24 protein-coding genes and 1 other RNA gene are annotated in these 23264 nt (G+C 60.0%); 21 read left to right on the forward strand and 4 right to left on the reverse strand.

Annotated features, from left to right (window positions below; translation table 11 throughout):
- Window positions 1–3 precede the first annotated feature (3 nt).
- The 7 genes from rplM to Q0V31_RS09470 all read left to right on the forward strand — a co-directional run bounded on the left by rplM (window position 4) and on the right by Q0V31_RS09470 (window position 4817).
- Window positions 4–432 carry a 50S ribosomal protein L13 gene (gene rplM, locus Q0V31_RS09440; RefSeq protein WP_298187297.1) on the forward strand — a complete coding sequence of 143 codons (429 nt, stop codon included), beginning with the start codon at window positions 4–6 and terminating at the stop codon, window positions 430–432.
- A gap of 14 nt (window positions 433–446) precedes the next feature.
- Window positions 447–839, forward strand: a complete 393-nt coding sequence (rpsI, locus tag Q0V31_RS09445; protein ID WP_274087523.1) for a 30S ribosomal protein S9 — start codon at window positions 447–449, stop codon at window positions 837–839.
- A gap of 257 nt (window positions 840–1096) precedes the next feature.
- Window positions 1097–1690 (forward strand): ubiquinol-cytochrome c reductase iron-sulfur subunit, encoded by a 594-nt coding sequence (gene petA, locus Q0V31_RS09450; RefSeq protein ID WP_298187301.1) that lies wholly within the window; start codon window positions 1097–1099, stop codon window positions 1688–1690.
- On the forward strand, window positions 1690–2901 hold the full coding sequence (locus tag Q0V31_RS09455; protein WP_298191010.1) for a cytochrome bc complex cytochrome b subunit: 1212 nt from the start codon (window positions 1690–1692) through the stop codon (window positions 2899–2901). The genes petA and Q0V31_RS09455 overlap by 1 nt, the downstream gene beginning before the upstream one ends.
- A complete protein-coding gene (locus tag Q0V31_RS09460; RefSeq protein ID WP_298187303.1) occupies window positions 2901–3680 on the forward strand; it encodes a cytochrome c1 in 780 nt (259 codons plus the stop codon). The genes Q0V31_RS09455 and Q0V31_RS09460 overlap by 1 nt, the downstream gene beginning before the upstream one ends.
- A 90-nt stretch (window positions 3681–3770) precedes the next feature.
- The gene (locus Q0V31_RS09465; RefSeq protein WP_298187306.1) at window positions 3771–4388 is read left to right on the forward strand and encodes a glutathione S-transferase N-terminal domain-containing protein; all 618 of its coding nucleotides are present in this window, start codon (window positions 3771–3773) and stop codon (window positions 4386–4388) included.
- Window positions 4389–4403: 15 nt separating this feature from the next.
- Window positions 4404–4817 (forward strand): ClpXP protease specificity-enhancing factor, encoded by a 414-nt coding sequence (locus tag Q0V31_RS09470; RefSeq protein WP_298187309.1) that lies wholly within the window; start codon window positions 4404–4406, stop codon window positions 4815–4817.
- A gap of 55 nt (window positions 4818–4872) precedes the next feature.
- Here Q0V31_RS09470 and Q0V31_RS09475 read toward each other — a convergent pair whose 3' ends face one another.
- From Q0V31_RS09475 to Q0V31_RS09490, 4 genes are read right to left on the reverse strand one after another with little or no spacing between them, the layout of a single operon-like run.
- Complete coding sequence (locus tag Q0V31_RS09475) at window positions 4873–5406, reverse strand: BON domain-containing protein (protein WP_298187312.1); 534 nt, start codon at window positions 5404–5406, stop codon at window positions 4873–4875.
- Window positions 5403–5996, reverse strand: coding sequence for a phosphoheptose isomerase (locus Q0V31_RS09480; RefSeq protein ID WP_090239877.1), 594 nt, complete (start codon window positions 5994–5996; stop codon window positions 5403–5405). The genes Q0V31_RS09475 and Q0V31_RS09480 overlap by 4 nt, the downstream gene beginning before the upstream one ends.
- A 30-nt stretch (window positions 5997–6026) precedes the next feature.
- Window positions 6027–6401, reverse strand: a complete 375-nt coding sequence (locus Q0V31_RS09485; protein ID WP_298187317.1) for a YraN family protein — start codon at window positions 6399–6401, stop codon at window positions 6027–6029.
- The gene (locus tag Q0V31_RS09490) at window positions 6398–8209 is read right to left on the reverse strand and encodes a penicillin-binding protein activator (protein WP_298187321.1); all 1812 of its coding nucleotides are present in this window, start codon (window positions 8207–8209) and stop codon (window positions 6398–6400) included. The genes Q0V31_RS09485 and Q0V31_RS09490 overlap by 4 nt, the downstream gene beginning before the upstream one ends.
- 155 nt (window positions 8210–8364) lie before the next feature.
- On the opposite strand from Q0V31_RS09490, the gene rsmI reads away from it, so the two are divergent.
- The 14 genes from rsmI to Q0V31_RS09560 all read left to right on the forward strand — a co-directional run bounded on the left by rsmI (window position 8365) and on the right by Q0V31_RS09560 (window position 23264).
- Window positions 8365–9207, forward strand: coding sequence for a 16S rRNA (cytidine(1402)-2'-O)-methyltransferase (rsmI, locus tag Q0V31_RS09495; RefSeq protein WP_298191012.1), 843 nt, complete (start codon window positions 8365–8367; stop codon window positions 9205–9207).
- A gap of 41 nt (window positions 9208–9248) precedes the next feature.
- Window positions 9249–9607, forward strand: an RNA gene (gene rnpB, locus Q0V31_RS09500) — RNase P RNA component class A.
- 307 nt (window positions 9608–9914) lie between these two features.
- Window positions 9915–10370, forward strand: a complete 456-nt coding sequence (mraZ, locus tag Q0V31_RS09505; RefSeq protein WP_298187323.1) for a division/cell wall cluster transcriptional repressor MraZ — start codon at window positions 9915–9917, stop codon at window positions 10368–10370.
- Window positions 10371–10372: 2 nt separating this feature from the next.
- Window positions 10373–11314, forward strand: a complete 942-nt coding sequence (rsmH, locus tag Q0V31_RS09510; RefSeq protein ID WP_298187324.1) for a 16S rRNA (cytosine(1402)-N(4))-methyltransferase RsmH — start codon at window positions 10373–10375, stop codon at window positions 11312–11314.
- Entirely contained in the window at window positions 11311–11604 is a 294-nt protein-coding gene (ftsL, locus tag Q0V31_RS09515) for a cell division protein FtsL (protein WP_298187327.1), read from the forward strand. Before rsmH ends, ftsL begins: the two co-directional genes overlap by 4 nt.
- Window positions 11601–13325: a penicillin-binding transpeptidase domain-containing protein gene (locus Q0V31_RS09520; protein ID WP_298187329.1), complete on the forward strand. Its 1725-nt coding sequence runs from the start codon at window positions 11601–11603 to the stop codon at window positions 13323–13325. Before ftsL ends, Q0V31_RS09520 begins: the two co-directional genes overlap by 4 nt.
- Window positions 13325–14788 (forward strand): UDP-N-acetylmuramoyl-L-alanyl-D-glutamate--2,6-diaminopimelate ligase, encoded by a 1464-nt coding sequence (locus tag Q0V31_RS09525; protein WP_298187331.1) that lies wholly within the window; start codon window positions 13325–13327, stop codon window positions 14786–14788. Before Q0V31_RS09520 ends, Q0V31_RS09525 begins: the two co-directional genes overlap by 1 nt.
- Window positions 14781–16151 carry a UDP-N-acetylmuramoyl-tripeptide--D-alanyl-D-alanine ligase gene (gene murF, locus Q0V31_RS09530; RefSeq protein WP_298187333.1) on the forward strand — a complete coding sequence of 457 codons (1371 nt, stop codon included), beginning with the start codon at window positions 14781–14783 and terminating at the stop codon, window positions 16149–16151. Before Q0V31_RS09525 ends, murF begins: the two co-directional genes overlap by 8 nt.
- Window positions 16151–17233, forward strand: a complete 1083-nt coding sequence (mraY, locus tag Q0V31_RS09535; RefSeq protein ID WP_298187336.1) for a phospho-N-acetylmuramoyl-pentapeptide-transferase — start codon at window positions 16151–16153, stop codon at window positions 17231–17233. The genes murF and mraY overlap by 1 nt, the downstream gene beginning before the upstream one ends.
- Before the next feature lie 7 nt (window positions 17234–17240).
- Window positions 17241–18587 carry a UDP-N-acetylmuramoyl-L-alanine--D-glutamate ligase gene (gene murD / locus Q0V31_RS09540; RefSeq protein ID WP_298187338.1) on the forward strand — a complete coding sequence of 449 codons (1347 nt, stop codon included), beginning with the start codon at window positions 17241–17243 and terminating at the stop codon, window positions 18585–18587.
- Window positions 18587–19813 (forward strand): putative lipid II flippase FtsW, encoded by a 1227-nt coding sequence (ftsW, locus tag Q0V31_RS09545; protein ID WP_298187340.1) that lies wholly within the window; start codon window positions 18587–18589, stop codon window positions 19811–19813. Before murD ends, ftsW begins: the two co-directional genes overlap by 1 nt.
- A complete protein-coding gene (gene murG, locus Q0V31_RS09550; RefSeq protein ID WP_298187341.1) occupies window positions 19803–20873 on the forward strand; it encodes an undecaprenyldiphospho-muramoylpentapeptide beta-N-acetylglucosaminyltransferase in 1071 nt (356 codons plus the stop codon). Before ftsW ends, murG begins: the two co-directional genes overlap by 11 nt.
- Window positions 20874–20907: 34 nt before the next feature.
- The gene (murC, locus tag Q0V31_RS09555; protein ID WP_298191014.1) at window positions 20908–22317 is read left to right on the forward strand and encodes a UDP-N-acetylmuramate--L-alanine ligase; all 1410 of its coding nucleotides are present in this window, start codon (window positions 20908–20910) and stop codon (window positions 22315–22317) included.
- Window positions 22314–23264 (forward strand): D-alanine--D-alanine ligase, encoded by a 951-nt coding sequence (locus Q0V31_RS09560; protein WP_298187345.1) that lies wholly within the window; start codon window positions 22314–22316, stop codon window positions 23262–23264. Before murC ends, Q0V31_RS09560 begins: the two co-directional genes overlap by 4 nt.

The raw sequence follows: 23264 nt of genomic DNA on the forward strand, positions 1-23264 counted from the left end.
AGAATGAAAACTTTTACTGCTAAACCGGAAACAGTTAAGCGCGACTGGTTCGTCGTCGACGCTGCTGGTCAGACCCTGGGTCGTCTGGCCACCGAAATCGCGAGCCGTCTACGTGGCAAGCACAAGGCTGAATACACTCCGCACGTTGATACCGGCGACTACATCGTCGTAATCAATGCTGAGCAGATTCGTGTTACTGGTGCCAAGACCACTGACAAGATGTACTACTCCCACTCCGGTTTCCCGGGCGGCATCAAGTCGATCAACTTCGAGAAGTTGATCGCTAAAGCCCCTGAGCGCGTGATCGAGACCGCGGTTAAAGGCATGCTGCCTAAGAATCCGCTGGGTCGCGACATGTATCGTAAGCTGAAAGTCTATGCGGGCGCTGCTCACCCCCATACTGCTCAGCAGCCCCAAGAACTGAAGTTTTAACGGAATAGTTCATTATGTCGGCGACTCAAAATTACGGCACTGGCCGTCGCAAGACTGCAACCGCTCGCGTTTTTCTGCGTGCTGGTACTGGCAAAATCTCCATCAACAACCGCACTCTTGACGGTTTCTTCGGTCGCGAAACTGCCCGCATGGTAGTTCGTCAGCCGCTGGAACTGGTTGAGATGACCGAGAAGTTTGATGTGTTCATCACCGTTGTTGGTGGTGGTGTAAGTGGTCAGGCTGGCGCAATTCGCCACGGTATCACTCGTGCACTGATGGACTACGACGAGGCTCTGCGTCCTGCTCTGCGTAAAGCAGGCTTCGTGACTCGCGATGCCCGTGAAGTTGAACGTAAGAAGGTTGGTCTGCGTAAAGCGCGTAAGCGTCCGCAGTACTCCAAGCGTTAATTCGCTACCTGCGTTCAAAAAAACGCCCAGCTTCCTTTCGGAGCTGGGCGTTTTTTATGGGTGATTATTTGCTCTGCGGCATCATGCCGCATCCGCGAATAGCCTGATTTGTAAGGGCTTGCGTCTGTGCTGTACGGGTTATTACCTTGTCAGTAGAGGGGCTTTTCTTTACCATTTGGCAAATTTTTTGCGTGAATCGATTTTTACCTAGTATAGGCCTGACCAAACAGGCCATAAAGCTGATGGGAGACGACTGAATGAGCAATGACGGCGTGAATGCAGGCCGGCGTCGCTTTCTGGTAGCGGCCACCTCTGTGGTGGGCGCTGCAGGAGCGGTGGGTGCCGCGGTCCCGTTCGTAGGGTCCTGGTTCCCAAGCGCCAAGGCTAAAGCTGCCGGAGCACCCGTTAAGGTGAACGTCAGCAAAATTGAGCCGGGCCAGCAGATGGTGGCGGAATGGCGGGGGCAGCCGGTGTTTATCGTGCGCCGTACCGAGGAGATCCTCAGTAACTTGGCAAAGCACGAAGGCCAGCTTGCTGATTTCGACTCCAAAGCATCCGAGCAACCGAGCTATGTCGATCCGAAAACCCGCTCGATCAAGCCAGAGCTGCTGTTACTGGTAGGTTTGTGCACGCACCTGGGTTGTGCGCCGTCGTTCCGTCCGGAAGTCGCTCCTGCTGACCTCGGCGCTGAGTGGGTGGGTGGTTACTTCTGCCCTTGCCACGGCTCACGCTACGACCTCGCTGGTCGCGTGTACAAGGGACAGCCTGCGCCCTTGAACCTGCCGGTGCCGCCGCACACGTACGAGACGGATGATGTGATCATCATCGGTGTGGATCAGGAGCAAGCATGATGAGTAAATTCATGGAATGGGTTGATGCGCGCTTTCCCGCGACCAAGATGTGGGAAGACCATCTGTCCAAGTACTACGCACCAAAGAACTTCAACTTTTTCTACTTCTTCGGCTCCCTGGCGCTGCTGGTGCTGGTTAACCAGATTGTGACTGGTGTCTGGCTGACCATGAGCTACACCCCGTCGGCTGAAGAGGCGTTTGCTTCGGTCGAATACATCATGCGTGATGTGGAGTACGGCTGGATCCTGCGCTACCTGCACTCCACTGGCGCTTCGGCGTTCTTCGTGGTGGTCTACCTGCACATGTTCCGCGGTCTGCTCTATGGCTCCTACCAGAAGCCGCGTGAGCTGGTGTGGATCTTCGGCATGTTGATCTATCTGATGCTGATGGCTGAAGCCTTTATGGGCTATCTGCTGCCATGGGGGCAAATGTCCTATTGGGGCGCCCAGGTGATCATCTCGCTGTTCGGTGCCATTCCGGTGATCGGTGCGGACCTGACGCAGTGGATCCGTGGTGACTACCTGATCTCGGGTATTACCCTGAACCGCTTCTTCGCCTTGCACGTTGTGGCGCTGCCCATCGTGATTCTGGGTCTGGTAGTGCTGCACATTCTGGCGCTGCACGAAGTCGGCTCGAACAACCCGGACGGCGTCGACATCAAGAAGAACAAGGACGAGAACGGCATTCCGCTCGACGGCATCGCCTTCCACCCTTACTACACCGTGAAAGATATCGTCGGTGTCGTGGTGTTCCTGTTTATCTTCTGCTTCGTGATCTTCTTCTTCCCGGAAATGGGTGGTTATTTCCTCGAGAAGCCGAACTTTGAAGCGGCCAACCCGTTCAAGACGCCTGAACACATCGCTCCAGTTTGGTACTTCACGCCGTTCTACGCGATTCTGCGCGCGGTGCCGGACAAGCTGCTGGGTGTAATTGCCATGGGCGGCGCTATTGCCGTGCTGTTCGTGCTGCCGTGGCTGGACCGTAGTCCAGTCAAGTCGATGCGTTACAAGGGCTGGATGAGCAAGGTCTGGTTGCTGATCTTCTGTGTGTCCTTCGTGATTCTCGGCGTGTTGGGTGTGTTGTCGCCAACGCCAGGCCGTACGCTGCTGTCGCAGGTATGTACCTTCCTGTACTTCGCGTATTTCATCCTGATGCCGTTCTATACCAAACTCGAGAAGACCAAACCGGTTCCGGAAAGGGTGACTGGCTGATGAAGAAGCTATTTGCTGCACTCGTAATCGTCGCAATGCCGGCCTTGGCCTTGGGCGCTGCAGGTAACTATCCGCTGGATAAAGTGGATATTGATCTCACCGACAAAGCTGCTTTGCAGGATGGTGCGCGTACGTTCGCCAACTACTGCATGGGCTGCCACTCGGCGCAGTATCAGCGTTATGAGCGTGTTGCTGATGATCTGGGTATTCCGCATGAAGTCATGCTGGATAACCTGGTGTTCACTGGCGCGAAGATTGGCGAGCACATGAAAATTGGCATGCAGCCATCCGATGCCAAAGCCTGGTTCGGTGCGGCGCCGCCTGATCTGACGCTGGTTGCCCGTGTGCGTGGTAACGACTGGTTGTACACCTACCTGCGTACCTTCTATGAAGACACCACGCGTCCGCTGGGTGCCAACAACAAGGTGTTCCCGAACGTCGGTATGCCGAACGTGTTGGTTGGGTTACAGGGCCGTCAGTACATCGGTTGCAAGCAGGTGCAAGTGGTTGAGGATGGCAAGAAGCTGTTCGATCCGCTGACCGGCACGCCGATTACCCATGAGGCCTGTGATCAGTTGACTGTTGAGCCTAAGACCGGCCAGTTGAGCACTGAGGAGTTCGATGAGAAGGTCCAGAACTTGGTGGCCTTCCTCGCTTACTCGGCCAACCCGGTTAAGTTGAAAAGTCAGCGTATCGGTACCTACGTTCTGCTGTATCTTGCCTTCTTCTTCGTGTTCGCTTATTTGCTTAAGCGCGAGTACTGGAAGGACGTGCATTAATCCGTAGCATCTCCGCTGTTGACCTGCGCGCCCCTTTGGGCGCGCAGGTTTTTCTGCTTTACATAACTTTAATAAGCGAGGAGAGACGTCATGGCCGTAGCCAATAGGTTGGCCTGTTACTCTGACCCCGCCGATCACTATTCCCACCGTGTACGTATCGTGCTCGCCGAGAAGGGTGTCAGCGCCGAGATCATTAGTGTCGAAAAGGGTCGTTACCCGGCCGGGTTGCTGGAGGTTAATCCCTACGCTAGCTTGCCTACACTGGTGGACCGTGACTTGGCTCTGTATGAGTCGACAGTGGTGATGGAGTACCTGGATGAGCGTTACCCGCATCCGCCGCTGTTGCCGGTGTACCCGGTGGCTAGGGCCAATAGCCGTCTGCTGATTCATCGCATTCAGCGTGACTGGTGCGCTCAGGTGGATCTGATTCTTGATCCGCGCAGTAAAGAGCCGGCCCGTGCGCTGGCGCGCAAGGAGTTGCGTGAAAGCCTGACGGGCGTGTCGCCGCTGTTTGCCGACAAGGCGTACTTCCTCAGTGAGGAGCTGAGCCTGGTGGACTGCTGCCTGTTGCCGATTCTTTGGCGCTTGCCTGTGTTAGGCATCGAGCTGCCAAAGCCGGCCAAGCCGCTGCTTGACTACATGGATCGTCAGTTTGCTCGTGAAGCGTTCCAGGCCAGTCTGTCGCCTGCCGAACGCGATATGCGTTAAACCGAGGAGGTAATGATGAAGTCGAGTCGTCCTTATCTGGTGCGTGCCCTCTATGAATGGATCGTGGACAACGACTGCACGCCGCATTTGCTGGTGAATGCCGAGTTTGCCGGTGTGCAAGTGCCGAGCGGCTTTGCCAGTGATGGGCAAATTGTCCTGAATGTTTCGCCCACTGCCGTGCGTCATCTGCATATGGATAACGAGGCGGTGAGCTTTGAGGGGCGCTTTGCTGGGGTTCCGCAAAGCTTATATGTGCCTGCAGCTGCCGTATTGGCGATTTATGCGCGGGAGAATGGTCAGGGTATGGTCTTTGATTCTGAGTCGTCGATGCTCGATGGTGGCGAAATCGACGATCCGGACGACCAGGGTCCGCCGGATGATGAGCCGCCACGCCCAAGTGGTCGGCCGAGTCTGAAAGTGGTCAAGTAAATAAAAAGGCGATCCTAGGATCGCCTTTTTATTATCTGTCGTGGGTGTGTCGCTATCAGTTGGTGTACTGGAACAGCTTCACCACTTTTTGCACCCCTGACACGCTCTGCACCAGGTTGGTGGCGTGGACAGCTTCGGCTTTGGAAACCAGGCCGAGCATAAACACGACGCCGTTCTCGGTGATTACCTTGATACGTGAGCCGGGGACGCTGCTGTCGGCAAGCATCTGGGTCTTGATGCGGCTGGTCAGGAGTGAGTCGTTACTGCGTACCAGTAATGAGGTTGGCTTGAGCACCTGCAGCTCGTTGTGCACCTTGCTGACATTATTGACCCTGCGTGCGGCTTGTTCGGCCATGCCTTTCAGGTCGTTGCGCGGAGTCTGTCCGGCCAATAGCACCACACCGTTGTAGCTGGTGACCACGATGTGTGAGGTCGGGCTGGTCAGGTCGATATGCGCACGGGCTACGTTGGCGCTTACTTCCGGGGCGATAAACTGGTCGTCGATCTTGTTGCCGACGCTGCGATTGCCGCAGCCAGCTAAGGCGAGGGTCAGTGCCAGGCCGGCAAGCAGTAGTGGTGAACGGGTCATTCTTCACTCCCAAACAGTTGGCAATCAATCAGGTCGCACAGGCAGTGGATGGCCAGTAGGTGGACTTCCTGAATGCGTGCGGTGACTTTGGCGGGGACGCGGATCTCTACGTCCTCAGGCAGTAACAATGAGGCCATGCCGCCGCCGTCGCGGCCAGTAAGGGCTACCACGGTCATTTCGCGGTCGTGGGCAGCCTGGATGGCCTGAATCACGTTAGCCGAGTTGCCGCTGGTGGAGATCGCCAGTAGTACGTCGCCGGGTTGACCGAGGGCGCGAATCTGCTTGGAAAATATCTCGTTGTAGCTGTAGTCGTTGGCAATCGAGGTGATAGTCGAGCTGTCGGTGGTCAGGGCGATAGCCGGCAAGCTGGGGCGCTCGCGCTCAAAGCGGTTGAGCAGCTCTGAGGAGAAATGCTGGGCATCGCCGGCCGAGCCGCCGTTGCCGCAGGTGAGGATTTTGCCCTCGCTGAGCAATGCCTGGACCATGGCCTGGCTGCCTTGCTCGATAAAGGGGATGAGCACTTCCATAGCCTGTTGCTTGGTTTCAATGCTGGCTTGGAAATGTTGGCGAATGCGGGCTTGCATGTCCATTGGAGATATAACCTTCAGTGTGGCGTCTGTTCAGGTATCAAAGGCGTTTTGAATCCAGTCCAGTTGCGCGGGGGCTTGGCTGTCGGCGGTTATGGCAATCACATCAAAACGGCATGGGTACGTGGCCCAGCGCGATTCTTGTTGCAGGAAGAGTTGAGCGGCACGACTAAGTTTCTCACGTTTGCGTGCATCCACGCTTTCCGCTGCACCGCCCCAGGCTCTATGGCTGCGATAGCGAACTTCAACGAATACTACTGTATCGACGTCGAGCATGACCAGATCGAGCTCGCCGAGTCGGCAGCGCCAGTTCTGCGCCAGTAGGCGCAGGCCGTGTCGCTCGAGATGCTGTCGGGCCAGGGCTTCGGCAGCATCGCCACGTTGTTGGCTGCTGATGCGTTCGCTCAATTGATGCGGTCGGGCAGTGGTTGAACCTGGCCGTCACGGAACTCGGCCCATGGCAGCTGCCGCTCAATGCGTTGCGTCGCGCTCAGGCTAAGGGTGCCCGTAAGGCCTGGTAGCTGAGTGTCCGGCAAGGCTTTCAGTTGATTCAGGCGCGGAGCCAGCAGGAAAGCATCGGCGCCCATTGCGTACAGGCGGCCGAGGCTGGTGCCTGCTTGTGGCCATTGCGCACTTGCTTGCTGGCGCAGCGGATCGTTGACGTTCAGCAGCCAGGGTGTTTCGCAGAACATGATGCCGTTAAGGTCGAGGTACTGCGCCTGGTTGTGGGTGCCGGTAAACAGGTGCGAGGTGGCGTACACAGGCACATCGCCAGCGTACTGGAAGGCCAGGGTCGGCTTGATCTGCTGGGCTTGCTGCGGGGTTGCCGCGAGGAAGATAAAGTCGACGTCGCGGCGGCGCGAAGGTGCGGCTGCGACTGTGTTGCCTAAGGTGTTCTTCAGCTGCTTGCCACGGGCTTCGCTTTCGCGCAGTTGGAACAGTTCTGCGATCTGTCGCGCCAGCTCAACCGGCTGGTCGACATGCTCAGCTGCGATCAGCGTGCCGCCTTGGGCCTGCCAGTCTTGACGGAAGGCGGCGAGCACGCGGTTGCCCCAGTCGCCAGCAGGTACCAGGGCGACGGCGCGACGCATGCCGTCAGCCCAGGCGCGGCGCGCCACTTCGCGTGCTTCGTCCTCGGCGGCTAGGCCGAACTGGAACAGCTGGGCCGGGCCTTCCTGGCTGTTTTCGCTGTAATTCAGGGCGAGGGTGGTGATGGGCAGTTGCTCGCGGCTGTTGAGTTGGCTGACCAGGTTCTTCTCCAGAGGGCCGATCACCAGTTGCACGCCGGCGGCCTGGGCCTGGGCGTAGAAGGCATCCATGGAGCCGATGCGCGAGCTGTCGAAGATCTGGATGTTGGGCGGGTTCTGTCCGGCTTGTTGCGCCTGGTAGTGGGCAGCCAGGAAGCCGTCGCGCAGGGCTCGGGCCACGCTAGCCAGTTGACCATCCAGCGGCAGCAGTAGGGCGATCTCGTTTAGTGGCTGGCTGGAGAGTTTTTTCAGCTCGACCAGTGGCTGAGGGAGTTGTTGTGCCGCTGGGTGCTGTGGGTTCTGTGCAAGCCAGGTGTCGATAGCGGTCTGCTGTTGCTCCAGGGTTGCGGCGCTCTTGGTGGCGAGTGCCAGTGCCAGCCACCCGTCGAGGTCGGCGTCACCGCTGGCTTGCAGCTCAGCCAGTGGCAGGCTGGAAACCAGGCTCCAGATCGCTTCATTATTCTGCACGGCGCTGGTGTCGCCGAGTAGCGGTGCGATAAAGGCGCGTTCGCGGGCGGCGGCCAGGTTCTGTCCGGTGGCCTGCAGGGCGCTGGCGCGCACCATCTGGCTGCGTATCTGCTGTTCAACCGACAGCTCTCCCAGGCGCTCCATGCTTGGGTGGCTGAGGGCGCGCAGGGCGGCTTTGGGTTTGTTGCCGCGCATGTCCAGCTCGGCGCGCAGGGTGCTGGCGAAGATTTGCTGGGCTGGGTTTAGGCTTTCCAGCGAAACCTGTTCAAGAATGCTGCTGGCGCGGGCGAGGTTTTTTTGTGTGTATGCCAAGTCGGCAGCCGACAGGCGCAGTGATGCGGCTTGTTCCGACGAGCTCTGCGTCGCTTGCTGCAGCAGTTGTTCGATGCTGGCTTGTGGCGTGCGTGGCAGTTCACCCAGGGTTGATGAGGGCTGGCTGGCACAGGCCGCGAGGAGGCCGACAAGGCAGAGGGCGAAAAGGGGGCGCAGGCAGGCGATCATGTAAGCGTTCCTGATACTTGATCAAATTGAGCGTCGAATTGTACCCAAGCACGCCGGGTGACGCGATGTCGAAGGTTGGAAACGGGCTACAATGCGCGCTTTGTTGATATTGAGAGGCCTGTGCTGTGACCACTTCTGCTGCTGCGAATTCGCCTTTGGGCAGTCTTTATGTGGTTGCCACGCCCATTGGCAACCTGGATGACATCAGTGCGCGCGCGCTGAATATCCTGCGCAGCGTTGCCCTGGTCGCCGCAGAAGACACTCGTCATTCGGCGCGGCTGATGCAGCATTTCGGTATCGGCACGCCGTTGGCGGCGTGTCATGAGCACAATGAGCGTGATCAGGGTGGGCGTTTTCTCGCGCGCCTGCTGGCGGGGGAGGATGTGGCGTTAATCTCCGATGCGGGGACGCCGCTGATTTCCGATCCGGGGTATCACCTGGTGCGCCAGGCTCGCGCGGCCGGCATTGCCGTGGTGCCGGTGCCGGGAGCCTGTGCGCTGATTGCTGCGTTGTCAGCGGCCGGACTGCCCTCTGATCGTTTTATTTTTGAGGGCTTTCTGCCGGCCAAGGCGGCTGGGCGGCGAGCGCGTCTTGAGCAGGTAAAGGAAGAGCCGCGCACGCTGATCTTCTATGAGGCCCCGCATCGCATTCTCGAATGTCTGCAGGATATGCAGGCAGTGTTTGGTGATGAGCGCCCGGCGTTACTGGCGCGTGAGTTGACCAAGACCTTTGAAACACTCAAGGGTATGCCGCTGGCCGAGCTGGCGGCCTGGGTGGCGGCCGACAGTAATCAGCAGCGCGGTGAGTGCGTGGTGCTGGTGGCAGGTTGGCAAGCGCCGGAAGGCGAGGAGACGGTGAGTGCCGAAGCGCTGCGCGTGTTGAATCTGCTGCTGGCGGAAATGCCGCTCAAGCGCGCGGCTGCCCTGGCGGCAGAGATCACTGGGGTGCGTAAGAATCTGCTCTATCAAGTGGCTCTGGAGCAGCAAAAAGACCTTTAAACCTTGTCCTATAAGGCGCGTGCCGTTAACCTTGCCGGCGGAGAGTCGATCGGACAGTCGCTGCCGTATTACGTTCTGCGTAATGCGGGGGAGGAAAGTCCGGGCTCCATAGGGCGGAGTGCCAGGTAACGCCTGGGAGGCGCGAGCCTACGGAAAGTGCCACAGAAAATAACCGCCTAAGCACTTCGGTGCCGGTAAGGGTGAAAAGGTGCGGTAAGAGCGCACCGCGCGACTGGTAACAGTTCGTGGCTAGGCAAACCCCACTCGGAGCAAGACCAAATAGGGTTCCATTGGCGTGGCCCGCGCTGGAACCGGGTAGGTTGCTAAAGGCGTGCAGTGATGTACGTCGTAGAGGAATGACTGTCCTCGACAGAACCCGGCTTACAGATCGACTCTCCACCTTTTCCTTTGTCCGCTTCACTGCTTCACCTCCTTTCTAATACCGAAAAAATCTTACTCTTAACAAACCACATTAACTTCGCAGTTCAGTGCGCTGTATTGGCTTGTTTTTGCTTTCGATTTCTCGGGTTATTTCTCCGCTTTACCCCTCTAGGGGTTCGCTAAATCGCCGTTCTATAAGGGTTTTTCCAGTTAAGCGTGCCTTGACGGTGGGGGGCGTGCATTCCTATAGTGTGCGCAAGTGGTAGGAAGTGGCAGAAAGTGGGTTTCTTAGGCATGGATAGCTAATAAAAAGGGGAAGCGCGATCGTGTTTCGCGGAGCAAATGCCATCAGTCTCGACGCTAAAGGGCGACTCGCGATGCCAAGCCGGTATCGGGATGAGCTTGTGTCGCGCTGTTCCGGCCAGCTTATCGTCACGATTGATGCCATCGACACCTGTCTTTGTGTTTATCCGCTGCCTGAGTGGGAGCTGATTGAGGCCAAGCTCCGTGAACTCGCCTCCTTCCGTGAAGAAAACCGCCGCTTGCAGCGCATGCTGATCGGCAATGCTGTTGACCTTGAGCTGGACGCCAGTGGGCGCTTCCTGGTGCCGCCGCGTTTGCGCGAGTACGCCAAGCTGGATAAGCGCGCAATGCTGGTTGGCCAACTCAATAAATTCCAACTGTGGGATGAAGATGCCTGGAATGCTGTGGCCGATGCCGATTTGGCCGCGATCAAGCAGCCGGGTGCTTTGTCTGACGACCTACGTGATTTGATCCTGTGACCATGACCAGTAACTTTCGCCATATCACTGTGCTGCTCGACGAGGCTGTCGAAGGGCTGGCTGTGCGCGCGAGTGGCTGCTACCTCGATGGCACCTTCGGGCGCGGAGGGCATAGTCGGTTGATCTTGGAAAAGCTTGGGTCAGACGGTCGCTTGCTAGGGTTTGATAAGGATCCCCTGGCGATTGCGACGGGGAATGCGCTAGCGGCCGAAGACGGCCGCTTTGTCGTTGTGCAGCGCAGCTTTGCCGAGCTGGGTGATGAGCTTGCGCAGCGCGGTCTGGACGGCAAGGTCAGCGGTATTCTGCTCGACCTCGGCGTGTCTTCGCCGCAGCTGGATGACGCCGCACGCGGCTTCAGCTTTATGCAAGACGGCCCGCTGGACATGCGCATGAACCCCGATGCTGGCGTCAGTGCGGCGCAGTTCATCGCCAGTGCCGCCGAAGAAGAAATTGCCCGAGTATTCAAAGAGTACGGCGAAGAGCGCTTCGCCAAGCGCATGGCCCGTGCCGTGGTACTGCGTCGTGCCGAGCAGCCATTTGAGCGTACCGCTGACCTGGCCCAGGTGCTGACCGTGGCCAATCCGGCCTGGGAAAAAGGCAAGAATCCGGCGACCCGTGCCTTCCAAGGGCTGCGCATCTATATCAATAACGAATTGGGTGATCTGGAAACCGGTCTCGATGCGGCGCTGGAAAGTCTGGAAGTCGGCGGTCGTCTGGTGGTTATCAGTTTCCACTCGCTGGAAGACCGTATCGTCAAACTGTTTATGCGCAAGCATGCCAAGGGCGAGATGGACAAGTTGCCGCGTGATTTGCCCATCATCCCGAAAGCCTTCGAACCACGCTTGAAGCTGATCGGTAAGCCGGTGTTTGCCTCCGAGGCTGAGCTTGCGGCCAACCCGCGTTCGCGCAGTGCGGTGATGCGCATTGCCGAGAAGGTGCGATGAGCACGCTGTTTGCCAAGCCATTACCCGGCGGCAGTCTGCTGATGCTGCTGTTGTTTCTGGCTGCGCTGGTGTCGGCGATTGGGGTGTCCTATAGCGCGCACTGGCATCGTCAGCTGCTTAACGAACTGTATGCCGAGCTGAGCGTGCGCGATAAGGCGCAGGCTGAATGGGGTCGGCTGATTCTTGAGCAAAGCACCTGGACCGCGCATAACCGCATCGAGAAGCTGGCGACTGAGCGCCTCAGCATGCGCATCCCGGATGCCGCTGAAGTGCGCATGGTGGCGCCATGACCGGACTTGAAGGCGCTCTTTATCCGTGGCGTTTTCGTTTAGTGCTATTGGTGCTGGCGCTGATGGTGGGTGCCATCGCCTGGCGCATCGTCGACCTGCAGGTATTCGATCAGCGCTTTCTGCAGGCCCATGGTGACGCCCGTAGCGTGCGCCATATCCCTATTCCGGCGCATCGCGGATTGATCACTGACCGCAATGGCGAGCCGCTTGCCGTGAGTACGCCGGTGACCACACTGTGGGCCAATGGCAAGGAATTGCAGGGCGGCAAGGCCTATTGGGATGAGTTGGCGGCGGCGCTGGGGCAAGAGCCCAAGGCTTTCAGTGCGCGCCTGCAAGCCAATGCCGAGCGTGAATTTATGTACCTGGTGCGTGGGCTGACGCCTGAGCAAGGCCAGCGCATTCTCGATCTGAAAGTGCCTGGCGTTTATGGCATCGAAGAGTTCCGGCGCTTTTACCCGGCCGGTGAAGTGGTCGCCCATGTGGTGGGCTTTACCGACATTGATGATCGCGGTCGTGAAGGCATGGAGCTGGCGTTTGAGGATTGGCTGGCCGGCGTGCCCGGCAAGCGTCAGGTGCTCAAGGACCGGCGCGGTCGGCTGATCAAGGATGTTCAGGTTGCGCAGAATGCCAAGGCCGGTAAGGCCTTGGCATTGTCGATTGACCTGCGCCTGCAATACCTCGCCCATCGCGAGTTGCGCAATGCGCTGCTCGAGTTCGGTGCCAAGGCAGGTAGCCTGGTTATGGTTGATGTGCGCACCGGTGAGGTGCTGGCGATGGTCAACCAGCCGACCTATAACCCGAACAATCGCCGCAACCTGCAGCCCGCGGCAATGCGTAACCGGGCGATGATCGATGTATTCGAGCCCGGCTCAACCATGAAGCCGTTCTCCATGAGTGCGGCGCTGGCAAGTGGCCGTTGGAAGTCGTCAGATACCGTCGATGTTTATCCGGGCACTCTGCAGATCGGTAGATACACCATTCGCGACGTGTCGCGCAGCAGCGGCCCGCTCAGCCTCACCGAGATTTTGATCAAGTCGAGTAACGTCGGCATGAGCAAGATCGCTTTTGATATCGGTGGCCAGTCGATTTTCGAAGTGATGCAGCAGGTCGGCCTGGGCCAGGACACCGGGCTCGGTTTCCCGGGTGAGCGCGTCGGCAACCTGCCGAACTATCGGGAGTGGCGCAAGGCCGAAACGGCCACCTTGTCGTATGGCTATGGTTTGTCGGTCACCGCCGTGCAGCTGGCGCATGCCTATTCGGTATTGGCCAACAATGGTCGCAGTACCCACTTGTCACTGGCGCGTGTTGATCGTCAGCCTGACTCGGTTCAAGTCATTCCCGAAGCCATTGCAGTCACCTTGCAAGGCATGTTGCAGCAGGTCATTGAAGCGCCGGGTGGGGTTTATCGCGCCAAGGTTCCGGGCTATCACGTGGCCGGCAAGAGCGGCACCGCGCGCAAGGCGTCAGTCGGTAGCCGTGGTTACAAAGACAATGCCTACCGTTCACTGTTCGCTGGTTTTGGCCCGGTCAGCGACCCGCGTATTGCCGTGGCCATCGTGATCGACGAGCCAAGCCAGGGCGGCTACTACGGCGGCCTGGTTTCTGCCCCAGTATTTGGCAAGGTCATGGCTGGCGCCTTGCGCCTAATGAACGTTGCGCCGGACAACCTGCCAGAGCCGCAAACCGCGACTGCCGACATTATTAAAGGAGGGCGTATCTAATGCCTATGCCCCTCAGCAAGCTGCTCCCCGAAGCCGCCAGCGCCACACTGATTCGTGAATTGACCCTGGACAGCCGCAAGGTGCGTCCGGGTGATTTGTTTCTCGCCGTCCCCGGTACTCAGCAGGATGGCCGCGTGCATATCGCGGATGCCGTTGCGCGTGGGGCGGCGGCCGTGGCGTTTGAAGCCGAAGGCGCGGGCGAAATGACGGCCAGCAGTAGCGAGTTGGTCGCGATCAAGGGCTTGGCTGGCCAGCTTTCGGCGATTGCCGGTCGTTTCTATGGTGAGCCAAGTCGTGGCCTGAACCTGATTGGCATCACCGGTACCAACGGCAAAACCAGCGTCAGCCAGCTGTTGGCTCAGGCGTTGGATCTGCTAGGCCAGCACTGCGGGATTGTCGGCACCCTGGGTAATGGCTTCTACGGCGCGCTGGAACAGGGTCGCCACACCACGCCTGATCCGATTGGTGTGCAGGCCACCTTGGCTGACATGAAAAATGCCGGTGCCCGTGCGGTGGCCATGGAAGTGTCGTCCCACGGACTGCATCAGGGCCGCGTCACTGCTCTGGCGTTTGATGTGGCGGTGCTGACCAATCTGTCCCGCGATCATCTGGATTACCACGGTTCGATGCAGGCCTACGCCGAGGCAAAAGCCACGTTGTTTGCCTGGTCAGGCTTGCGTTGCCGGGTGCTCAACCTGGATGACGCGTTCGGCCGTGAGCTGGCGGGTGCTGCGCACGAGTCGCGCTTGATCAGCTACAGCCTCGAAGATGCCAGTGCCTACCTGTATTGCCGCGATGCGCAGTTTGACGAGCAGGGCGTGCGCGCCACGCTGGTCACCCCGCGCGGTGAAGGCAACTTGCGCAGTTCGCTGCTCGGCCGGTTCAACCTGAGCAATCTGCTGGCGGTGGTCGGCGCGCTGCTCGGCCTGGATTACGCGCTGGATGAAATTCTCAAGGTGCTGCCGCAGTTGCAGGGCCCGATTGGCCGTATGCAGCGCCTGGGTGGCGGCAAGCAGCCGCTGCTGGTGGTGGATTACGCGCACACCCCAGATGCTCTGGAAAAAGTCCTCGAAGCCCTGCGTCCACACGTCAAAGGCCGACTGCTGTGCCTGTTCGGCTGTGGCGGTGATCGCGACAACGGCAAGCGTCCGTTGATGGCGGCCGTGGTCGAGCGGCTGGCCGATGGTGTGTTGGTGACCGATGACAACCCGCGCAGCGAAGCCCCAGCGCAGATTTTCAGCGATATTCGCAGCGGCTTTGTCAGCCCCGAAGCGGTGCAGTTCGTTCACGGCCGTGGCCAGGCGATTGCCCAGCTGGTTGCCGCGGCTTCAGCCGATGACGTGTTGGTGCTGGCCGGCAAGGGCCATGAGGATTACCAGGAAATCAATGGCGTGCGGCAGCCGTTCTCCGATCTGCTCGAAGCGACTAAGGCTTTGGCGGCATGGGAGGTGGCGCATGCTTAAGCCGCTATTGTTGAGCGACGTAGCTAAACCACTGAACGCTCGGGTGATCGGTGCGGATGTGGCATTCAGTGCCGTCAGCAGCGATAGCCGGGCGATTCAGCCCGGCCAGCTGTTTATCGCCCTGGCCGGCCCGCGCTTTGATGGCCACGACTACCTGGCCGACGTCGCCGCTAAAGGCGCGGTTGCTGCACTGGTTGAGCGTGAAGTGGCGAATGCGCCACTGCCGCAATTGCTGGTGGCCGATAGCCGCGTGGCCCTCGGTCAACTGGGGGCGCTAAACCGCCAGGCGTTCACCGCGCCTGTGGTGGCGATCACCGGCTCCAGTGGCAAGACCACCGTCAAGGAAATGCTTGCCTGCATTCTCCGTGAGGGCCTGCAGGGCCCGGTACTGGCGACCCGTGGCAACCTGAATAACGACCTTGGCGCGCCGCTGACTCTGCTCGAGCTGGCGCCTGAGCATGTCGCTGCGGTGATCGAATTGGGCGCCAACCATGTCGGTGAAATCGCCTACACCGTAGGCCTGACCCAGCCGCAGGTGGCCATTCTCAACAATGCCGGCACCGCGCATGTCGGTGAGTTTGGCGGGCCAGAGAAAATTGTCGAAGCCAAGGGCGAAATTATTGAAGGGCTGAGCGACAACGGCGTGGCCGTGCTCAACCTGGATGACCAGGCATTTAGCATTTGGCAGCAGCGCGCCAAGGGCCGGACGATCCGCTCTTTTGCACTGCGCAACCCGGCCGCCGACGTCTACGCCAGTGAGCTGGCGCGCGATCCCCGTGGTTGCTCGGCCTTTACCCTGCAGTGTGCCGGCGGTCAGGCGCGTATTCAGCTCAACCTGCTGGGCGAGCACAATGTAGCTAACGCCCTGGCGGCTGCTGCGGCTGCCCAGGCGTTGGGCATTGCGCCAGCGGCGATCAAAGCCGGGCTGGAAAACCTGCAGCCGGTCAGCGGCCGCGCCGTCGCGCAGCTTGCACCGAATGGCTTGCGCGTGATTGACGACAGCTACAACGCCAATCCGACATCCGTTTGCGCGGCCATCGATATCCTTACCGGTTTCCCGGGTCGCCGGGTGCTGGTGTTGGGCGATATCGGCGAGTTGGGCGAGTGGGCCGAGCAGGGCCATCGTCAGGTCGGCGCTTACGCCGTGGGCAAAGTTGATGCGCTGTATGCCGTGGGCCCACTGATGGCGTATGCCATTGAAGAATTCGGCACAAATGGTCGGCATTTTGCCGACCAAGCCAGCCTGATTGCCGCGCTGCAAGGCGAGCAGGGCGATACCACCCTTCTAATTAAAGGTTCACGCAGCGCGGCGATGGAAAAGGTTGTCGCGGCCCTGTGTGGCACATCCGGGGAGATTCACTAATGCTGCTGCTGCTGGCGGAGTACCTGCAACAGTTCCACAAGGGTTTTGCAGTGTTTCAGTACCTGACACTGCGCGGCATCCTCGGTGTCCTAACAGCGTTGGCGATGGCGTTGTGGCTCGGCCCGTGGATGATTCGCACCCTGCAAATTCGCCAGATCGGCCAGTCGGTGCGTAACGACGGTCCGCAGTCGCACCTGTCGAAAAAAGGCACGCCGACCATGGGCGGCGCGCTGATTCTCTCGGCTATTGCCGTCAGCACCCTGCTCTGGGCTGATCTGTCCAACCGCTACGTGTGGACCGTGCTGGCCGTGACCCTGCTGTTCGGTGCGGTCGGTTGGGTCGATGACTACCGCAAGGTGATCGAGAAAAACTCCAAGGGCCTGCCGAGCCGTTGGAAATACTTCTGGCAGTCGGTGTTCGGTCTCGGCGCGGCACTGTTCCTGTATATGACGGCGCAGAGCCCGGTGGAAACCACCCTGATTCTGCCGATGCTCAAGGACTTCAGCCTCGAACTGGGCCTGGGCTTTGTGGTGCTGAGCTACTTCGTCATCGTCGGTTCGAGCAACGCGGTCAACCTGACTGACGGCCTGGATGGCCTGGCGATTCTGCCCACCGTAATGGTTGGCGGCGCGCTGGGGATCTTCTGCTACCTGTCGGGTAACGTGAAGTTCGCCGAGTACCTGTTTATTCCCTATGTGCCGGGCGCGGGAGAGTTGATCGTGTTCTGCGCCGCGTTGGTCGGGGCGGGCCTGGGCTTCCTCTGGTTCAACACCTACCCGGCGCAAGTGTTTATGGGTGATGTCGGCGCACTGGCCCTCGGCGCAGCGCTTGGCACCATCGCGGTAATCGTCCGTCAGGAAGTGGTGCTGTTCATCATGGGCGGCATCTTCGTGGTGGAAACCCTGTCGGTGATCATTCAAGTCGCGTCGTTCAAATTGACCGGTAAGCGGGTGTTCCGTATGGCACCGATCCATCACCACTTCGAACTCAAAGGCTGGCCTGAGCCGCGCGTGATCGTGCGCTTCTGGATCATCACCGTGATTCTGGTGTTGATCGGCCTTGCCACCCTGAAACTGCGTTGAGGACCCCATGACCCTGATCGCTTCTGACCACTTCCGCATCGTTGTCGGCCTCGGCAAGAGCGGCATGTCCCTGGTACGTTTCCTCGCACGTCAGGGCTTGCCGTTTGCCGTGGTCGATACGCGTGCCAACCCGCCGGAGCTCGCCACCTTGCGTGAGCAGTTCCCGCAGGTTGAAGTGCGTTGTGGTGAGTTGGACGTGGAGTTCCTCTGCCGCGCCAGCGAGCTGCTGATCAGCCCGGGCCTGGCCGTTGCCACGCCTGCGCTGCAGGCGGCGGCTGCGCGCGGCGTGAAGCTGTCGGGTGATATCGACCTGTTTGCCCGCTATGCCAAGGCGCCGATTGTGGCGATCACCGGTTCCAACGCCAAGAGCACCGTGACCACCTTGGTCGGCGAGATGGCCGCAGCGGCCGGCAAGAAGGTCGCCGTCGGTGGCAACCTCGGTACCCCGGCGCTGGACCTGCTCAGTGACGATGTCGAGTTGTATGTCATGGAGCTGTCGAGCTTCCAGCTGGAAACCACCGACCAGCTCAATGCCGAAGTGGCCACTTGCCTGAATATCAGCGAAGACCACATGGATCGCTACGCCGGCCTGCCGGCCTATCACCTGGCCAAGCACCGGATCTTCCGTGGTGCGCGGCAGGTGGTGGTGAACCGCGATGACGCGTTGTCGCGTCCGCTGGTGGCCGATCAATTGCCGTGCTGGTATTTCGGCCTGGGTAAGCCGGATTTCAAACGCTTTGGCTTGCTCGAAGAAAACGGCGAGAAGTGTCTGGGTTATCAGTTCGCCGCCTTGCTGCCAGTGCGCGAGCTGAAAATCCGTGGCGCGCACAACCAGTCCAATGCCCTGGCGGCCTTGGCGTTGGGCCACGCCGTTGGCCTGCCGTTCGAAGCCATGTTGCAAACCCTGCGTAGCTTTGCCGGCTTGCCGCATCGTTGTCAGTGGGTCGGCGAGCGCAATGCCGTGAGCTATTACGACGACTCCAAGGCCACCAACGTCGGTGCCGCGCTGGCGGCCATTGACGGCTTGGGCGCTGATATCGACGGCAAGCTGGTGCTGATCGCCGGTGGCGACGGTAAGGGCGCTGACTTCTCCGCGCTGCAAGCGCCCGTCGGCAAGTTCTGCCGCGCGGTGGTGTTGCTCGGCCGTGATGCTGAGTTACTGGCGACTGCACTGGGTGACGCCGCACCGCTGATCCGGGTCAAGACCTTGGCAGAAGCCGTGCAGCGCGCTGCCGAGCTGGCCGAGGCGGGCGATGCGGTGCTGTTGTCGCCGGCCTGCGCCAGTCTGGATATGTTCAAGAATTTCGAAGAGCGCGGGCGTCTATTCGCCCAGGCCGTGGAGGGTTTGCACTGATGCTAGCCCGTCTGCTCGCGGCGCCATCGCCGCTGCATACCCGTCGCGGTATCGACATCGACTTCCCGTTGCTGGCCGGTTGCCTGGCGTTGCTCGGCTTGGGCTTGGTGATGATCACCTCGGCGTCCTCGGAAGTGGCGGCGGCGCAGACGGGTAACCCGCTGTACCACATGATTCGCCACCTGATTTATCTGGCCATCGGCACCGGTGCTGCACTGGCCACGCTGCTGGTGCCCATGGCGCTGTGGCAGCGTTACAGCGGCATGCTGTTGTTGGTGGCCGTGGTGTTGCTGATTCTGGTGCTGCTGCCGGGTATTGGTCGTGAAGTCAACGGTGCCAAGCGCTGGATTGGCTTAGGGGTTTTCAACCTGCAGCCGTCCGAGCTGGCCAAGCTGTTTAGCGTGATGTTTATCGCCGCCTACCTGGTGCGACGCCAAGCAGAGGTGCGCGAGAAACTCACCGGTTTTCTCAAGCCAATGCTGGTGCTGGGGCCGATTGCCTTTCTGTTGCTGGCCGAGCCGGACTTCGGCGCCACCGTGGTGTTGGTTGGCGCGGCCATCGCCATGTTGTTCCTCGGTGGGGTCAACCTGCTGCGTTTTATTCCGTTGGCCACCGGTGTGCTGGGGCTTGGCGTGTGGGTGATGACCAGTCAGGCCTATCGCCTGGAGCGCCTGACCAACTTTGTCGACCCGTGGGCGGACCAATATGGCGCTGGCTACCAGTTGAGCCAGGCGCTGATTGCCTTTGGTCGTGGCGAGTGGTTCGGCGTCGGTCTGGGTAACAGCGTGCAAAAGCAGTTCTACCTGCCGGAAGCGCATACCGACTTCGTGTTTGCCGTACTGGCCGAAGAGTTGGGCATGATCGGCGCATTGATTACCGTCGGCCTGTTCGTCTTCGTCAGCGTGCGCGCTTTGTATATCGGTCTCTGGGCGGAGAAGGCCAAGCAGTTCTTCTCGGCCTATGTGGCCTATGGCCTGGCGTTCCTGTGGATCGGTCAGGTGCTGATCAATATTGGTGTGAATGTTGGCCTGCTGCCGACCAAGGGGCTGACCTTGCCGTTCCTCAGCTACGGCGGCAGCTCGCTGGTGATTTGTTGCGTCAGCCTGGCGTTGTTGTTGCGCATTGAGTGGGAGCGCCGCACGCAACTAGGTAGCGCGGATGTCGACTTTAACGAATCCGACTTCTTCGAAGGCCAAGCCGCCGTGGAGGTTCAGCATGCGCGGTAATGTCCTGATTATGGCCGGCGGTACCGGCGGCCATGTGTTCCCAGCGCTGGCCTGTGCCCGTGAGTTCAAGGCGCGTGGTTACAGCGTGCATTGGCTGGGCACGCCGCGCGGCATTGAGAATGAGTTGGTGCCGGCTGCTGGCCTGCCGTTGCACCTGATTGAGGTCAGCGGGCTGCGTGGCAAGGGCAAGTTGTCCCTGCTGAAGGCGCCGTTCCAGCTGATCAAGGCGCTGCTTCAGGCGCGCAAGGTGATGCGTGAACTGCAGCCGGTGTGCGTACTGGGCATGGGCGGTTATGTCACTGGTCCCGGCGGCTTAGCGGCGCGGATGAATGGCGCGCCGCTGATCATTCACGAACAGAATGCCGTAGCCGGTACCGCCAATCGTAGCCTGGTGCCGTTTGCCAGCCGCGTCTGTGAGGCCTTCCCGAATACCTTTGGCCACAGCGCCAAGCGCCGCACCACCGGTAATCCGGTGCGCGAAGAGCTGTTCCTGGAAACCCCACGTGATTCGCTGCGCAACCGCCAGCCACGCCTGCTGGTGCTGGGCGGCAGTTTGGGGGCCGAACCGCTGAATAAATTGCTTCCCGAAGCGTTGTCGCAAGTGGCGGCTGAACTGCGCCCTGAGGTGTTCCATCAGGCCGGTAAGCAACATGATGCAATTACCACTGAACGCTATCGCGCAGTTGGCGTCGAAGCGCAGGTCGCGCCATTCATCAAAGACATGGCCCGTGCGTATGCCTGGGCGGATCTGGTGGTGTGCCGCGCCGGTGCGTTGACCATCAGCGAGCTTGCTGCAGCCGGCTTGCCAGCGTTTCTGTTGCCACTGCCGCATGCGATTGACGACCACCAGACCCGCAATGCCGATTATCTGGCCAGTGCCGGCGCTGCCGTACTGTTGCCACAACGTTCCACTGACGCCGCCAAGCTGGCCGCGCAGCTGACCGAGGTTTTGATGCACCCCGAACAACTCATTCAAATGGCGCAGACGGCTCGCCGCCTGGCCAAACCCGATGCAACCTGCACCGTTGTCGATATCTGCCTGGAGGTTGCCCGTGGCTAAGTCTCCCGCTGCTGCTCGTTCGGAAATCCGCCGTATGCGCCGTATCCGGCGTATCCATTTCGTCGGCATCGGTGGTGCCGGCATGTGCGGTATCGCCGAAGTGCTGCTCAATCTTGGCTACGAAGTGTCCGGTTCCGATCTGAAAACTTCCGCAGTGACTGAGCGTCTGGAAAGCTTCGGAGCACAGATTTTTATTGGTCACCGCGCCGAAAACGCCGAGCAAGCCGATGTCCTGGTGGTCTCCAGTGCGATTAATACCAGCAACCCGGAAGTTGCTACCGCTCTGGAGCGGCGTATTCCGGTGGTGCCGCGCGCCGAGATGCTCGCCGAATTGATGCGCTACCGCCACGGTATTGCCGTCGCCGGTACCCACGGCAAAACCACCACCACCAGCTTGCTGGCTTCGGTGTTCGCTGCCGGCGGCCTCGACCCGACCTTTGTGATTGGTGGCCGGCTAAATGCAGCAGGCACCAATGCCCAGTTGGGCAGCAGTCGTTACCTGATTGCCGAAGCCGACGAAAGCGATGCCAGCTTCCTGCATCTGCAGCCGATGGTCTCGGTCGTCACCAATATCGACATGGACCACATGAGCACCTACGGCGGTGACTTCAACAAGTTGAAGGCCACCTTCGTCAAGTTCCTGCACAACCTGCCGTTCTACGGCTTGGCCGTGATGTGTGTGGATGACCCGTTTGTGCGTGAAATTTTGCCGCAGGTGTCGCGCCCCATCGTCACCTATGGCTTTGATGAAGGCGCCGATGTGCGCGCCATCAATGTGCGCCATCAGGGCATGCAGACCTTCTTCACCGTGTTGCGCCGTGACCGTGAACCTTTGGATGTGTCGGTCAATATGCCCGGCAACCACAACGTCTTGAACGCCCTAGCGACCATCGCCATTGCCACCGATGAGGGCATCAGCGATGAGGCGATTATCCAGGGCCTGTCAGGCTTCCAGGGTGTCGGCCGGCGTTTCCAGGTGTATGGCGAGCTGCCGGTTGATGGCGGCAGTGTGATGCTGGTCGATGATTACGGCCACCACCCGCGCGAGGTCGCCGCGGTGATCAAGGCGGTACGCGCCGGTTGGCCGGAGCGCCGCCTGGTGATGGTCTACCAGCCGCACCGGTTTAGCCGCACCCGCGACCTGTATGACGACTTCGTGCAGGTCTTGGGCGAGGCCAACGTGTTGCTGCTGATGGCTGTCTACCCGGCGGGCGAAGAGCCGATTCCGGGTGCCGACAGCCGTCAGTTGTGCCACAGCATTCGTCAGCGCGGCCAGCTCGACCCAATCTACATCGAGCGCGGTGTGGACCTCGCGCCGATCGTCAAACCACTGCTGCGTGCCGGCGACATTCTGCTTTGCCAGGGCGCTGGCGACATCGGCGGGCTGGCTCCGCAGTTGTTGCAAAGCCCGCTGTTCGCCGTCGCTGGAGGTCAATCGAAATGAGTGCCGAGCATTTGAAGAGCCAATACCCGGTCAGCGCCTTTGGTCGTGTGGCGGTGCTGTTTGGCGGCAAGAGCGCCGAGCGTGAAGTGTCGCTGAAGTCCGGAAATGCCGTGCTGCAAGCGCTGCTAGCCGCCGGCGTGGATGCCTTTGGTATTGATGTCGAGGCTGATTTTCTACAGCGCTTGAATGATGAAAAAATCGATCGTGCGTTTATCGTCCTGCACGGTCGTGGCGGTGAAGATGGCGCGATGCAAGGGTTGCTTGAGTGTGCCGGGATTCCTTACACCGGCAGCGGCATCCTGGCTTCGGCCTTGGCGATGGACAAGCTGCGCACCAAGCAGGTGTGGCAGAGCCTTGGCTTGTCGACTCCGCGCCATGCGGTATTGGCCTCGGCTGCTGATTGTGAAACGGCGGCAACTGATCTGGGCTTCCCGCTGATCGTCAAGCCGGCGCATGAAGGCTCCAGCATTGGCATGGCCAAGGTTGGTGATCTGCAGGCGTTGATTGCGGCCTGGCAGGATGCCAGTGGCTACGACTCGCAGGTGCTGGTTGAGCAATGGATCGCCGGGCCGGAGTTCACCATCGCCGTGCTGCGCGGTGAGGTGCTGCCGCCGATTGCCCTGGGCACTCCGCACAGCTTTTACGACTACGACGCCAAGTACCTGGCCAATGACACCCAGTACCGCATTCCCTGCGGCCTGGATGCTGCGAAGGAAGCGGAGCTGGTGCAGCTCACCGCACGCGCGTGCGAAGCCGTCGGTATTCAGGGCTGGGCCCGTGCGGACGTGATGCAGGATGCCGATGGGCGTTTTTGGTTGCTGGAAGTCAACACGGTTCCCGGTATGACCGATCACAGCCTGGTGCCGATGGCGGCGAAGGCCGCAGGTCTGGATTTTCAACAACTGGTGTTGGCGATTCTTGCCGACAGCCTAGAAGCGCGGGGTTAA

This window comes from uncultured Pseudomonas sp. (genome assembly GCF_943846705.1).
In the GTDB taxonomy this organism is placed as follows: Bacteria; Pseudomonadota; Gammaproteobacteria; order Pseudomonadales; family Pseudomonadaceae; genus Aquipseudomonas.